Raw genomic sequence first — 13,850 nt, forward strand, 5'->3', positions numbered from 1 at the left:
TGAAATACACTAACAACGTATCATTATACATTGAAGGGGAAACGCTGCATGTTATTAAAAACAAATCGAGCAAAATGGATTGGATTATTTGTTGGAATCATTGCAGTCGTTATTTGTATTTGGGGAAGTATTATTTTCGGATATACAAATACGAGTTGGAAACTAGCATTGGATGCTTTTTTCCATTTTAACGGTTCCAATGAACATATTATTATTCAAAATGTACGTCTGCCTAGGGCGTTAATTGCAGCTAGTGTTGGTGCTAGTTTAGCCATTGCTGGTTGTCTTATGCAAACTTTAACTAAGAATCCACTTGCTTCTCCAGATTTTATTGGATTAAATTCAGGTGCTGCGTTCTTCATAGTTGTAGCAATTGTAATCTTTTCAGTAACATCATTATCAGCTTTCACATGGATCGCCTTTTTAGGAGCGGCGGTTGCAGCTGTACTTGTATTTGCTTCTAGTTCTTTAGGAAAAGAAGGGACTACTCCTCTTAAGTTAACGTTAGCAGGGGTCGCAATTAGTGCGTTATTTTCATCATTAACACAAGGATTACTTGTGTTAAATGAAAAAGCACTTGAAGAGGTATTATTTTGGCTTGCTGGATCTGTGCAAGGGAGAAAGTTAGAAATTTTACAATCTGTATTCCCATATTTATTAATAGGATGGATTGCATCTCTTATGATGGCAGGGAAAGTAAATACATTGATGATGGGAGAAGACGTCGCGAAAGGACTTGGACAACGAACAATTTTAATGAAATCATTCGTGTTACTTATTATTGTACTGTTGTCTGGTGGTTCAGTTGCGGTTGCTGGTCCAATTGGATTTATTGGAATTATTACTCCGCATTTTGCTAGATTTCTTGTTGGAGTTGACCACAGATGGAGAGTACCTTATAGCGGATTGTTAGGGGCAATACTACTAATATTGGCTGATATAGCAGCAAGATATGTCATTATGCCACAAGAAGTACCAGTAGGAGTTATGACAGCATTTATTGGAGCACCGTTCTTTATTTATATTGCACGTAAGAGAGGGCTTAGCAAATGAAGAAATATATTCCGTTTCGTATAGGAAAAGGCGAGCTCTCGTTTTTAATGTATAAACGAGCTTGTCTCGTCTTGTTAAGTTTACTAGTTGTTTTAATAGGATTATTCTTTGCGAGCGCAGGTATGGGAGACATGAAAATTGCTCCTTATGACGTATGGCAAGCAATTACCGGAAATGGCGATGCAATGTCAAATATGGTTGTAAATAAGTTTCGTATGCCACGTATTTTAATTGCTATCCTCGTAGGAATTGCGCTTGCGGTAGCGGGCTGTATTTTACAAGGGCTCGTTCGAAATCCACTTGCTTCTCCTGATATCATCGGGATTACGGGCGGGGCAAGTGTCGCAGTTGTATTATTTTTAGCGCTATTTAGTGATAAAAATAATGCACTAACGGTAAGTATTCATTATATGCCGCTCGCAGCTTTTGCAGGAGCAACGATTGTAGCGGTTTTTGTATACTTATTTGCATGGCAAAATGATGGATTATCACCAATTAGTCTCGTTTTAATTGGTGTTGGATTTTGGGCATTAACGAAGGCTGCGACAACATTATTTATGTTGCTAGCACCAATTTATCAAGCGAGCCAAGCAAATGTATGGATTACGGGTACCGTTTACGGCTCTTCTTGGCAAAACGTTATGGTACTTGCGCCTTGGGTTCTCATTTTAACAGTAATATCATTTATCGCAGCTAGGCATTTAAATGCACAAGAGCTAGGGGATGATATTGCGGTAGGACTTGGTGTTCCTTTAACGAAGTCACGCGTATTCATGTTATTACTTAGTACGGCTTTAATTGGGGGAGCAGTTGCCTTCGCCGGAGGAATTGGATTTGTCGGTTTAATGGCGCCTCATATTTCACGAAGGCTAGTTGGTTCTTTATACGGTGCATTACTCCCAGTTGCAGCTATTGTTGGTGCAATTCTAGTACTTGCTGCAGATTTAATTGGGCGTACAGTTTTCACACCACTTGAAATTCCAGCAGGGGTATTTACATCAGCAATTGGTGCACCTTATTTTATTTATTTACTTTATAAAAGTCGGAATTCATAAAGGGAGATGAATATGCAAAAAGCATTGGAGACGAAACGTTTGACGTTGTCTTATGGTGAAACAATTATTATTGATGAGTTGAATTTAGAAATTCCAAAAGGTGAAATTACAATCTTTATCGGTTCCAACGGTTGCGGGAAATCAACTTTATTACGTTCACTAGCTAGATTATTAAAGCCAACAACTGGTGACATTTTGTTAGATAATCAAGCTATTCAAAGTATGCAAACGAAGCAAATTGCTCGTCAAATGGCGATTTTACCGCAAGGACCACAAGCACCAGAAGGACTTACAGTATTGCAACTTGTAAAACAAGGACGCTATCCATATCAAACATGGCTGAAACAGTGGTCAGAAAAAGATGAGGAAATGGTACAGAAGGCACTTGCAGCAACAGGTATGACAGAATTTGCTGAGCGTGATGTGCATGCTCTTTCAGGTGGACAACGACAACGTGCTTGGATTGCAATGACGCTTGCACAAGATACAGATATTATTTTACTGGATGAGCCTACTACATATTTAGATATGACTCACCAAATTGAGGTGCTAGATTTATTATTCGAATTAAATGAAACAGAACAAAGAACAATTGTCATGGTATTACACGATTTAAATTTAGCATGTCGCTATGCAGATAACATTGTAGCCATTCAAGATAAACAAATATATGCACAAGGTAAACCTGAAGAAGTGGTAGATGAGAAACTAGTACGTGATGTATTCCGAATGGAGTGTCAAATTAGTACGGATCCGTTGTTTGGAACACCGCTTTGTATACCTCACGGAAGAGGAAGACGTGTAGTTAAAGAAGTTGCTCAGGTAATGAGATAAAAAAACGATGAGTGATTCATCGTTTTTTTTATTTGGTACAAGAAAATAAGAGGAAGAGAGGAATACGTAAGCGACGTTTATACTCTTCTTCCTCTTGAAAATAGGTTGGATTTGGTGTAGCTTCTTTTAATGATGTAATGGTAAATCCGGCTTGCTGTAATAATGTGAAATACTCTTCCGTTGTACGATGATATTTAATAACTTCTTGGTCAATCCATGGTTCAACCCGTTTGCCTAGTTTAAAGTAATCATCGACGAGCCAACTCGTTCTTTTACCACTTGTTTGTAAGCTTTCAAATGAAGAAGTAATAACGGGATGTTGAACGCTAAAGGTAAAGGTGCCATTTGTTTTTAAAGTTTGAAACACATTTTGAAAAATGGTATCAAGATGTTCAATATAATGTAAGGCAAGTCTAGATGTTACTAAATCAAAAGTGGAAGAGGGGTAGGTATAATCTTTGAGGTTTAAAAAATGAACAGATCCATTTTTATTTTCTAGTTGTTTTTTAGCTTTTTCATACATAAGTTCGGAGCCTTCAATGCCGGTGTAAGAGTAGCATCCCTTCTCTAATAATTCCGCACCAAACTTAGCGTCACCACAGCCTAAATCGAGAATTTGTTTTCCTTGCACATGACCAATGAGCTGAAAGAATACTGGTTTTTCAATGGATTCATTTGGGCTATTTTCTCGGTACCTTCGTTTCATATATTGTTCGAAAAATGCTGTGTTATTGTATACATCAGATTCTGTAAATGCCATGTTTGAAGCCTCCCCAAATATTTTTTTTATTCTATCAAATATGAAAAGTAAATGATAGATTTATTGTAATGAATCATATATAATCTAAAATTGTAAGCGGTTACTTTAAACTATTTTTCTATAATAAATTCTGAAAACGTGTTAAGCTAGTAGAGGGATTATTAGAACTATTAAGACAATAATCCGCTTACACGAACGATGGGAGGCTTCACGATGTCTAGTAAAACACTTGCGAAATTTTTAGAAGAAAATTTAGAGGATTTAAAATCAAAGGGGCTTTATAACGTAATTGATCCGCTTGAGAGTTCAAATGGACCGATCATTACAATAGGCGGAAAAGAATATATTAACTTATCTTCAAACAACTATCTTGGATTAGCAACAGATAGCCGTTTGCAAGAAGCAGCAATTGGTGCTATTCATAAGTACGGTGTTGGAGCAGGAGCTGTTCGTACAATTAACGGTACTTTAGATTTGCATATTAAGTTAGAAGAAACAATTGCAAAGTTTAAACATACAGAAGCAGCAATTGCTTATCAATCAGGATTTAACTGTAATATGGCAGCGATTTCAGCTGTTATGGATAAAAATGATGCGATTCTTTCAGACGAATTAAATCATGCATCTATTATTGACGGTAGTCGTCTATCAAAAGCAAAAATTATTGTTTATAAACATTCTGATATGGAAGATTTACGCCAAAAAGCAATCGCGGCGAAAGAATCAGGTCTTTACAATAAATTAATGGTAATTACAGATGGTGTCTTTTCGATGGATGGAGATGTTGCAAAACTACCAGAAATTGTTGAGATTGCAGAAGAGTTAGATTTAATGACATACGTAGATGATGCACACGGTTCAGGTGTACTTGGAAAAGGTGCAGGAACTGTAAAGCACTTCGGTCTTTCTAATAAAGTTGATTTCCAAATTGGTACATTATCAAAAGCAATTGGGGTAATTGGTGGATATGTAGCAGGGAAACAAAACTTAATTGACTGGTTAAAAGTTCGTTCACGTCCATTCTTATTCTCTACAGCATTAACACCAGCTGATGCAGCAGCTTGCATGAGATCAATTGAAATCTTAATGGAAAGTACAGAGTTACACGATCGTTTATGGGAAAATGGCCGATACTTAAAACAAGGATTAAAAGAACTTGGCTTTAACATTGGGGAAAGTGAAACGCCAATTACACCTTGTATTATTGGGGACGAAGTATTAACACAAGAATTTAGTAAACGTCTAAATGAAGAAGGTGTATACGCAAAATCTATCGTGTTCCCAACTGTAGCAAAAGGAACAGGCCGCGTTCGTAATATGCCTACAGCAGCTCATACGAAAGAAATGTTAGATGAAGCAATTCGTAAGTATGAAAAAGTAGGAAAAGAAATGGGCATCATTTAAGTAACGACATCTTTTGAATAGCTTGCAAATGAGGAGTGGGGAAAATGAAAAAAATTCTAGTAACCGGTTCTTTAGGGCAAATTGGTTCTGAACTAGTAATGAAACTTCGTGATGTATACGGCGCATCAAATGTTATTGCAACAGATATTCGTGAAACAGATAGTGAAGTAGTAACGTCTGGTCCATTTGAAACGTTAGATGTAACAGATGGACAAAAACTACATGATATCGCAAAGCGTAATGAAGTAGATACAATTATTCATTTAGCAGCTTTACTTTCAGCAACAGCAGAAAAAAATCCGTTATTCGCATGGAACTTAAATATGGGCGGACTTGTAAATGCATTAGAAGCAGCTCGTGAATTAAACTGTAAGTTCTTCACGCCAAGTTCTATCGGTGCATTCGGTCCATCGACGCCAAAAGATAATACACCGCAAGATACAATTCAGCGTCCTACTACGATGTATGGGGTAAACAAAGTAGCAGGAGAATTACTATGTGATTATTATCATCAAAAGTTTGGCGTAGATACGCGCGGTGTCCGTTTCCCAGGTTTAATTTCTTACGTAGCTCCTCCAGGAGGCGGAACGACTGATTATGCAGTTGAAATTTATTATGAGGCGATTAAAAAAGGTGTATACACCTCATACATTGCTGAAGGAACGTACATGGACATGATGTATATGCCTGATGCTTTACAAGCGATCATTTCATTAATGGAAGCTGATCCAAGTAAGCTAGTGCATAGAAATGCATTTAACATTACGGCAATGAGTTTCGAGCCAGAGCAAATTGCAGCATCAATTCGTAAACACATTCCGACGTTTACAATGGATTATGCAGTAGATTCAGCTCGTCAAACAATCGCTGATAGCTGGCCAAACTCTATTGACGCAACTGCAGCAATGAAAGAGTGGGGCTTTAAAGCAGAATACGATTTAGACAAAATGACAACGGACATGTTGGCTAAGTTAAAAAAAAAGCACACAGCTGAGTTAGTGATGAATTAATAGGAAGAGCTGATTCTTAGGAATTGGCTCTTCCTTATTTTTGAGGGAGAGAAGTCTTATGCAAAGAGTTGACGTCGTATACGCACTAATACATAACGAAGAAACAGATAAAATATTAATGGTACATAATGTAGAACAAAACGTTTGGTCATTGCCAGGCGGGGCTGTGGAAAAAGGTGAAATATTAGAGGAAGCACTAATAAGAGAAGTGAAAGAAGAGACAGGTTTAATTGCTACGTTAGGTGGGCTTGTTGCGATCAATGAAAAATTCTTTGAAGAATCAGGGAATCATGCACTATTTTTTACATTCCGAGCGAATGTAGTAAAAGGTGAACTTATTGCGGAAGATGAAGGTGAAATTTCTGCAATAGAGTGGATAGATCGAACAATTGCGAATGAGCGCTTCCCATACTATGACGAAGGATTTGAATCGTTATTAGAAGTAGGCATTCCATACAAGTTTCAACCAGAAACAAAGTAATTGAACGGAAAAAGAGGAGCCACAAGGCTCCTCTTTTCTATTCAATCGTCTTCAGTAATAATTTTTTCAGTAATGGTTTAATCTTCAATCGTAAATCTTCAGCATGATTTGCAACTAAGAAGTGATGGTTATAAATGTTCTTCATTAATTGATAAGTTGCTTCTTTCGCTTCACCTTCTTCGATGAAGATTCCGATTACTTCCATACCACTTTTACGAGCAAGTTTGACAGCTTCATGCGTATCTAAAATACCGTCTTGTTGATAATCTAGCGCAGAAGGCTCACCATCTGTGAAGACTAGTAAGAATTTATGTTTCTCAGGTCTTTTTGCAAGCTTTTCAGAAACGATACGAATAATATATCCGTCGCGGTTATCTTCTTCTTCACGAAGTTGCATAATTTCCGGACCAACGTTTGGTAACGTTGAGTTTTTATAATTTACAACTTCATGGATAACGTTCGGCTTATCTTCAGGTTTAGCGCTAGAGGCATCTTCCCAAAATCCGCTAATAGCGTGCGGGATTTTTAAAGATTTTAAAGCTTCATGGAATAGTACAACACTCTTCTTCGTTTCTTCCATTTTGTTATACATAGAACCAGAACAGTCAACTAACAGTTGGAATGCAACATCGAGTTCTTGTGACTCTTGTCCTTTTTTATAAAACATACGCGGCTGTTTTTCGGTATAAATACGAAGGAATTTTTTGCGAAGTCTTCCATAATATTTATCACTATTCGCATTCGTTTTATTTTCAATCGTTTTTTCGATAATTTTCTTTAATTCTTTTACATCTTTATTGACGACTGATTTGATAGCTTGGTAATCTTTTTTCTCATCGATATTTGCTTTGCGAGCTTCTTTAAATGTATGAGAAGCACCTACATTATACTTACCGTATGCACCGTCGTGCTGGCTAGAAGCGTGTGAAGCCCTTGCTTCTTCTGTATCAGCGCCATCAAAGTTGGATTGTGTACTTTTTTGAGAGGTACCTTGTACAGAACCAAGTGCTTGGTCGCCATCTTCTGATTCACGAGCAGTATCGCCCATCATGTTTGTTTTTGTTCCGCTTTCTAATTCAAAGCGTAAAAAGTTCTCGTTTTCGTTATTTTTATTTTCACGATGCCATGTGGAGAAACTTTCATCCATTTTGTTTTTATTTTCATCGTCATCTATAAGCTGCGTATCATCATTTGCTAAATCTTCGACGCGACAGTTCTTTTCATCTGCAAGGACAGATAAGTAAAGTGGAGCATGCCCGAAATAGTTGTTAAGCATATCACTTTCAAGAAGCGCCTCTAAGCGATAGCGAATTTTCTCAACGATATACATAATATCTTCTGTATTACGTGCTTGGAATGTTTCATGTAAAATTGCTTCAATTTTCTCGAAATATTCATTATTGAACATTTCATATTTATCGCTCGTTAATGAAAGATAGCATAGGCAAAATAGACGATCACCGTGATAATTACGAACGCGGTTTATTTCATTTTGAGAGCCGAAATAATTGCGGTACATTTCTTTTCGGCGTTTAAAAATATGCTTCGTGCCAGGACGTAAGTTCTTTACGATTTCCTCAACGCGTAAATCTTCTAATAGAACAAATAATTGTGTTAAAAACTTTTTTAGGGGCGATTCTTGCAATTCAATCGCATAAGAACGAATTAAAGTCATGTCCGAGTAATGTTTATTACCAAGTGCTTTTAAGAACACTTCGCTTTTTAATCCGATTACTGTATCTTCTTCTTTTCGATCATCCCAAAAGTGACTAATGACAACTTTCTTTTCAATTTCGTCGTAGTATGCTTTATAGCCATATTCAAGATAGGCATCGTCTTCTTTTAGAAGGGCATACATTAAGTTTTCCATTTGTAGAAACAGCGACGCATCAATTTTTTTGTCACTAAAAATTTGTCTCATAAATTATCCCTCAAAGAAATAACTTTCTGCTAATTCACGGACAGTCATTTGTTCTGTTTCATCATTAAGTTTTGCAATTATGCTTCGTTCAATAGCTCGCATAACAGGAATATATACACCTAAATCACATGCGTCGATAATACCACGAATACTTGCTGCTTCTTCACTTACACGTCCATCGCGAGCTAAAGGCATAAGGTCGCTTGCAAATGCAACAAACTTTTCAATTGTTGCAACATCATTTAATTTTGATTCTGCTAATAATAGTTCTTTTAATGTGTCACCTTGAATATAAGGAACTTCAATAATAACGAAACGGTTTTTTAATGCTTCATTTAGTTCACTTGTTCCAACGTAACCTTCGTTAATCGCAGCAATTACACGGTATTCGTCATCACCGTATACAACCTCTTGTGTAAATGGGTTTGTGATCATTTTACGGTAATCTAATGCACCGTGAAGTAGCGGTAAAGTTTCAGGTTTTGCCATATTGATTTCGTCAATATATAGGAAGTGACCGTTCTCCATTGCTTTCATAAGAGGACCGTTCACGAATGAAACTTCAGATGCACCATCTTTCGTTTGTAGTGTGTTGTATCCTAAAATACCTTCTACATCTAAGTCGACAGAGCAGTTAATGCTATGCATTGGTTTTTGAAATAAAGAAGAAAGAGTTTCCGCGAGTACTGTTTTACCACTACCAGTCGGTCCTTTTAATAGAATGTTCTTGCCAAGAAGAAGTGCTGTAATCGCATCTTCGATAATGCTGTTATCAGATGCTTTATATATTTTAGTACCGATTAAATGAGCATTTTCACCAGCTTCTTGTTTATTCTTTTCATGAATCGTAGAAAGCTGCTGTTTTAAATCAGAATGTATATGAAATTGTTCTAACATGTATTTCCCACCTAACATTATTTTCATAAAGTAATACATCTTATGATAACTTGTTTTAATATGGTATGCAAAGAAAAGGAAGGAGGATAAAGGGAAAAGAAAAAGCAATCAAGATGAAGTTGATTGCTTACAGTAAAGGAGAAATGAGCCTCATGAAAGACTCCAATATGCGTTTTTTTATACTTCTTTTTTGGAAAGAGTTCCATTTAATTTCAGTTGAATGTTTAAAATCTTCTTCAAAATCACGTTTAATATCTTGAACTGTTTTTGATTCATAAAGTACGCTAATAATTTCGTAATTCAATTCAAAGCTACGTACATCCATGTTCGCTGTACCGATAGTTGCAATTGTATCATCAACGAGTACAATTTTTGCATGCATAAAACCATCTTTATAACTGTAAATAGAAGCACCAGCTTTTAAAAGCGGAGTGAAATAGGATTGAGATGCTTGATCACTAATGATGCTATCACTTTTACCTGGATATAAAATCCGTACATCTATTCCGGCAATTGCACTTAAGCGTAATAATGTTAAAGTTTCTTGATCTGGAATAAAGTAAGGTGTAGCGATCCAAATAGATTTTTTTGCAGAGCCCATAACAGCTAATAATGTATTACGAATACTTTTATCATCGGAGCTTGGTCCGCTTGCTACGATTTGAACAGCACCTTCTGCATTTGAAATCTCTTTACCTGGGAAGTATTGTCTATTCATGAATTGATCCCAGGAATAAGTATTTAAACCACTAGAGGCATAGAGCCAGTCTTCTAGAAAGATTGCTTGTAATTTATATAATGCTTTTCCCTCTATTTTTAAATGACTATCACGCCAAACGGGGAATTTCTTTGAACGGCCAAGATATTCATCACCGACATTGAGTCCTCCGGTAAAACCAATTTCTCCATCTACAATAACGATTTTTCGATGGTTACGATAATTGACAGTTTCAAGTAACCAAGCTGAAAAAATAGGGTCAAATTCTACAATTTCAATCCCAGCTTCTTTCATAGGTTGCAAAAATCTTCTTCTTAACGTATTACTTCCAAGGCCATCATAAAGGAAGCGTACAATAACACCATCTTTTGCTTTTTGTATTAAAGCATCTCGAACTTTTGTACCAATTTCATCAGATTTATAAATGTAATATTGAATATGTATATGATGTTTTGCCTGTTCTATAGCTTGCAAAATCTCTGAAAATGTTTGATCTCCGTTTGTTAAAAGTTTTGTAGTTGTTCTATCTGCGGCAGGACCGCCTCCAAATTTTTGTATGACTTCTGTTAAATGCATGGAACGTTCATTTAGTGGGACTGTGAGTAATAACTCTAGTCTTCTTCCTTCTAATATTTCACGGAATAATTTTCTTTGTTCTTCTGAACGATGGAGATGTTTTTTTCTTCTCCAGCGGCTGCGCCCGAAAATAGCGTATAAAAGCACACCTATAATAGGAAGAAGTGCTAATACTAAAAACCACGCTAATGTACTTTGTGGAGATCTATTTTCTATAAAAATAACGAATGAAATTCCTACGATTGTAATGGACCATAGAGCACCGACAAATGTATATAACGAAATATACGATGTATTTAATAGGAACAGAACGATAGATACAATTGTAAATATTAATAGTAATTGAACGATAGGCTTCTTCATTTCTATATAATTCCCCTAATCTTTTTTCAATATAGACTTCTTAAATAGAAGATGTAATATGACATCTTTATTATAAGGTGTTTTGCTTTTTTTACAAAATATAGACATATCACCTATACTTTCCGCATTTGTCCTACATACAGTGTACTATCCCATTTTTTATCTCACTCTTAACGCATATGAAAATGAAAAAATCGAAAAGGAGCGGAGAAACATGCATTATATAGAAAACAATGGATTGTACTATCGGAATCATCATCATGGAGGACACAATCATGGTGGGCACAATCATAACGGCGGACATCATCACCATGGAGGACACAATTACCATGATCACCATCATCATCACGGAGGCGGATGGGGCTGGGGTGGTGGTAGTTCATGGGGAGGCGGATTTTTCCCTGGAAGCTTTGCGGGAGGAGTGTTAGGTGGACTGACAGCTGGCGCATTAACGGGTACAGCAAGTGGAGGGTATTATCCAGCTCCATATCCAGTAACTTATCCATCACCATACCCTGTAACGTATCCAATGCCATACCCAGGTTATCAGCAAATACCATATTCGTATTAAACTAAAAAAGAGGCTACCCTCTTTTTTAGTTTAATACGGTATTTATTTATAAAATATTTCCAAAATTAAGGTGAAAATATGTTAATATTTTGTTATTGTAATTCAAAAACATATACATTAATGTAGATTTTCATATTATTATTCGTGAATAATTATGTAGTATGGTCTAATTTCTATTTTGTTATTAAAGAGTAAAGAGATCTGATGTGAATGGTATTAGTTAGAAACAGGGCTTGGATAGAGCCACTTAAAAGGATTGCAGTATAATAAGGTGCGAAATAATTAGGGAGATGAGAAGCTACTAGTTATAATTGAAACGGTATAATATTGCTTTTTATTACAAATAATATTATGTTATTTTAATCGGTCTATTTAAAAAGATAATTTATGTAATGGGCTAGTATTAGAAAATGAAATATCTCTATTTCTATGAAGAGAAACAGGTTGTGTTTTAGTCAGATAGGAAGCAAGGAGAGATGCGCATGCTAGAACAGAGAGGTCATGCATTATATGACTCTTCATTGCGAGATTTAAAGTTAGCATTAGATGAGTCTTCAATTGTTGCAATTACAGATCGAAAAGGTCTTATTACATATGTAAATGATAAATTTTGTGAAATCTCTAAATACAAAAGAGAAGAATTAATTGGAAAAGATCACCGTATTTTAAATTCAGGACATCATCCGAAAACCTTTTTTCAAAACTTATGGAAACGTATTTTGAATGGGAAAGTATGGACAGGTGAGATTCGGAATCGAGCAAAAGATGGTACATATTATTGGGTCAAAACAACAATTGTTCCATTTTTAAATGAAAAAGGAGAGCCATACCAGTTTATCGCAATTCGAAATGATATTAGTAGTAGAAAAGAAGCGGAACATAGATTGCGGCTAAGTGAAAGTCGTTATAGGGAACTTGCCTATCATGATGCTTTAACGAGTTTGCCGAACCGTTTGCAATTAATAACGACCGTTAATAAATTGATTGCAGATAAAAAAGAATTTGGTATGATTTACTTTGATTTGGACCGTTTTAAATTAGTAAATGATACGTTAGGTCATATGATAGGGGACTTACTTTTAAGCGAAGTCGCTTCACGGTTGCATTATGTACTAGGAGAGAAAGATGTTCTGGCTAGGCTAGGTGGCGACGAATTTGTGCTGTTAACAAAAAATCATAGGCAAGATGATATGAGTCAGTTAGCGACATCTGTGTTGTCATGTTTTCAGGCACCATTTATATTGGAAGGCCATGAAGTATACATTTCAGCTAGTCTAGGACTTTGTTCTTATCCACAAGACGGACAAGACGTGGAAACGTTATTGAAAAACTCTGACTTAGCTATGTATAGTGCAAAAGAACAAGGTAGAAACGCTGCATGTTTCTTTACAGATGAGCTACGCGCGAAAATAAATCGTAGAATGAAAGTTGAGTTTGCTTTGCAAAAGGCAATTCGTGATGAAGAGTTAGATGTAGCATTGCAGCCTATTATTGATTTGAAAACGAAGAGATATTCTGGTATAGAAGCTTTAGTACGCTGTATGACAGAAGACGGACCCATTGCACCAAGCGAATTTATCCCGGTAGCTGAAGAGTCTGGACTTATTATAAAGCTAGGAGACTGGGTATTAGAAAAATCGTGCCGATTGTTTAAAACATTGCCAAATTATCAAGAAGGGCTAAAGTTATCTGTGAATTTATCTATACAACAATTAATGCAGAAACGTTTTATTTTGTCTGTACGTAGCATTTTAAAGAGAACTGGTTTTCCTCCGAACCGTTTAATATTAGAAATAACGGAAAGCATTGCAGTCCGCCATTTTGATTATATTATTGCTACATTACAAGAATTAAGAAATATGGGTGTTTTAATTGCTTTGGATGATTTCGGAACTGGCTATTCTTCCTTATATTATTTAAAACAACTACCACTGGATATTGTAAAAATTGATCGTAATTTTATTCGTGAATTTCATTATGATCACGCGCAACCAGAACGAACAATTGTAAAATCTGTTATTGAAATTGCTCATAGTTTAAATTTAGCAGTAGTTGCTGAAGGGGTAGAAACAGTAGAGCAAGAGAGTTTGTTACAATCAATGAGCTGTGATTATGTACAGGGATTTTATTATGCGAAACCTTTATCTGTAGGAGAGTTAAAAGAAAAGTTAATTACAGATTTTTAATAAAAAAGAGAAGCCAGCAGC

12 protein-coding genes are annotated in these 13,850 nt (G+C 36.0%); 8 read left to right on the forward strand and 4 right to left on the reverse strand.

Annotation, left to right across the window (positions count from 1 at the left end; all coding sequences use genetic code 11):
* Positions 1 to 48: 48 nt before the first annotated feature.
* From JFU02_RS22570 to JFU02_RS22580, 3 genes are read left to right on the forward strand one after another with little or no spacing between them, the layout of a single operon-like run.
* The gene (locus JFU02_RS22570) at positions 49 to 1,053 is read left to right on the forward strand and encodes a FecCD family ABC transporter permease (RefSeq protein ID WP_000925232.1); all 1,005 of its coding nucleotides are present in this window, start codon (positions 49 to 51) and stop codon (positions 1,051 to 1,053) included.
* Positions 1,050 to 2,108 (forward strand): FecCD family ABC transporter permease, encoded by a 1,059-nt coding sequence (locus JFU02_RS22575; RefSeq protein ID WP_061668102.1) that lies wholly within the window; start codon positions 1,050 to 1,052, stop codon positions 2,106 to 2,108. Before JFU02_RS22570 ends, JFU02_RS22575 begins: the two co-directional genes overlap by 4 nt.
* A gap of 12 nt (positions 2,109 to 2,120) precedes the next feature.
* A complete protein-coding gene (locus JFU02_RS22580) occupies positions 2,121 to 2,942 on the forward strand; it encodes an ABC transporter ATP-binding protein (RefSeq protein WP_001167963.1) in 822 nt (273 codons plus the stop codon).
* Between the two features lie 28 nt (positions 2,943 to 2,970).
* On the opposite strand, the gene JFU02_RS22585 is transcribed toward JFU02_RS22580, so the two are convergent.
* A complete protein-coding gene (locus JFU02_RS22585; RefSeq protein ID WP_061668104.1) occupies positions 2,971 to 3,702 on the reverse strand; it encodes a class I SAM-dependent DNA methyltransferase in 732 nt (243 codons plus the stop codon).
* A 213-nt stretch (positions 3,703 to 3,915) separates the two neighbouring features.
* Here JFU02_RS22585 and JFU02_RS22590 point away from each other — a divergent pair, with 213 nt between their 5' ends.
* The 3 genes from JFU02_RS22590 to JFU02_RS22600 are packed head-to-tail and all read left to right on the forward strand — an operon-like array spanning position 3,916 to position 6,597.
* Positions 3,916 to 5,106 (forward strand): glycine C-acetyltransferase, encoded by a 1,191-nt coding sequence (locus tag JFU02_RS22590; protein WP_000095912.1) that lies wholly within the window; start codon positions 3,916 to 3,918, stop codon positions 5,104 to 5,106.
* Between the two features lie 44 nt (positions 5,107 to 5,150).
* Positions 5,151 to 6,116: an L-threonine 3-dehydrogenase gene (locus JFU02_RS22595; protein ID WP_061668105.1), complete on the forward strand. Its 966-nt coding sequence runs from the start codon at positions 5,151 to 5,153 to the stop codon at positions 6,114 to 6,116.
* 58 nt (positions 6,117 to 6,174) lie between these two features.
* Positions 6,175 to 6,597, forward strand: a complete 423-nt coding sequence (locus JFU02_RS22600) for an NUDIX hydrolase (RefSeq protein ID WP_061668106.1) — start codon at positions 6,175 to 6,177, stop codon at positions 6,595 to 6,597.
* Positions 6,598 to 6,634: 37 nt separating this feature from the next.
* Here JFU02_RS22600 and JFU02_RS22605 read toward each other — a convergent pair whose 3' ends face one another.
* The 3 genes from JFU02_RS22605 to JFU02_RS22615 all read right to left on the reverse strand — a co-directional run bounded on the left by JFU02_RS22605 (position 6,635) and on the right by JFU02_RS22615 (position 11,072).
* On the reverse strand, positions 6,635 to 8,518 hold the full coding sequence (locus tag JFU02_RS22605) for a vWA domain-containing protein (protein WP_001248841.1): 1,884 nt from the start codon (positions 8,516 to 8,518) through the stop codon (positions 6,635 to 6,637).
* A gap of 3 nt (positions 8,519 to 8,521) precedes the next feature.
* Entirely contained in the window at positions 8,522 to 9,415 is an 894-nt protein-coding gene (locus JFU02_RS22610) for an ATP-binding protein (RefSeq protein ID WP_097820779.1), read from the reverse strand.
* A gap of 127 nt (positions 9,416 to 9,542) precedes the next feature.
* Positions 9,543 to 11,072, reverse strand: coding sequence for a cardiolipin synthase (locus tag JFU02_RS22615; protein ID WP_061668108.1), 1,530 nt, complete (start codon positions 11,070 to 11,072; stop codon positions 9,543 to 9,545).
* Positions 11,073 to 11,286: 214 nt separating this feature from the next.
* Between JFU02_RS22615 and JFU02_RS22620 the strand changes: the two genes are divergently transcribed.
* Both JFU02_RS22620 and JFU02_RS22625 read left to right on the forward strand, forming a co-directional pair.
* On the forward strand, positions 11,287 to 11,643 hold the full coding sequence (locus JFU02_RS22620; RefSeq protein ID WP_000558974.1) for a hypothetical protein: 357 nt from the start codon (positions 11,287 to 11,289) through the stop codon (positions 11,641 to 11,643).
* 482 nt (positions 11,644 to 12,125) lie between these two features.
* Positions 12,126 to 13,829 carry a putative bifunctional diguanylate cyclase/phosphodiesterase gene (locus JFU02_RS22625; protein ID WP_000893347.1) on the forward strand — a complete coding sequence of 568 codons (1,704 nt, stop codon included), beginning with the start codon at positions 12,126 to 12,128 and terminating at the stop codon, positions 13,827 to 13,829.
* Positions 13,830 to 13,850: the final 21 nt, after the last annotated feature.

This window comes from Bacillus sp. TH13 (assembly GCF_016651175.1).
In the GTDB taxonomy this organism is placed as follows: domain Bacteria; phylum Bacillota; class Bacilli; order Bacillales; family Bacillaceae_G; genus Bacillus_A; species Bacillus_A thuringiensis_S.

What these genes read in the sequence shown, in the direction of transcription:
- JFU02_RS22575 (WP_061668102.1), top strand. Translation starts at nt 1,050, where the DNA reads ATGAAGAAATATATTCCGTTTCGTATAGGAAAAGGCGAGCTCTCGTTT.
- JFU02_RS22600 (WP_061668106.1), top strand. Translation starts at nt 6,175, where the DNA reads ATGCAAAGAGTTGACGTCGTATACGCACTAATACATAACGAAGAAACA.
- JFU02_RS22585 (WP_061668104.1), bottom strand. Translation starts at nt 3,702, where the DNA reads ATGGCATTTACAGAATCTGATGTATACAATAACACAGCATTTTTCGAA.
- JFU02_RS22625 (WP_000893347.1), top strand. Translation starts at nt 12,126, where the DNA reads ATGCTAGAACAGAGAGGTCATGCATTATATGACTCTTCATTGCGAGAT.
- JFU02_RS22605 (WP_001248841.1), bottom strand. Translation starts at nt 8,518, where the DNA reads ATGAGACAAATTTTTAGTGACAAAAAAATTGATGCGTCGCTGTTTCTA.
- JFU02_RS22570 (WP_000925232.1), top strand. Translation starts at nt 49, where the DNA reads ATGTTATTAAAAACAAATCGAGCAAAATGGATTGGATTATTTGTTGGA.
- JFU02_RS22580 (WP_001167963.1), top strand. Translation starts at nt 2,121, where the DNA reads ATGCAAAAAGCATTGGAGACGAAACGTTTGACGTTGTCTTATGGTGAA.
- JFU02_RS22595 (WP_061668105.1), top strand. Translation starts at nt 5,151, where the DNA reads ATGAAAAAAATTCTAGTAACCGGTTCTTTAGGGCAAATTGGTTCTGAA.
- JFU02_RS22615 (WP_061668108.1), bottom strand. Translation starts at nt 11,072, where the DNA reads ATGAAGAAGCCTATCGTTCAATTACTATTAATATTTACAATTGTATCT.
- JFU02_RS22610 (WP_097820779.1), bottom strand. Translation starts at nt 9,415, where the DNA reads ATGTTAGAACAATTTCATATACATTCTGATTTAAAACAGCAGCTTTCT.
- JFU02_RS22590 (WP_000095912.1), top strand. Translation starts at nt 3,916, where the DNA reads ATGTCTAGTAAAACACTTGCGAAATTTTTAGAAGAAAATTTAGAGGAT.
- JFU02_RS22620 (WP_000558974.1), top strand. Translation starts at nt 11,287, where the DNA reads ATGCATTATATAGAAAACAATGGATTGTACTATCGGAATCATCATCAT.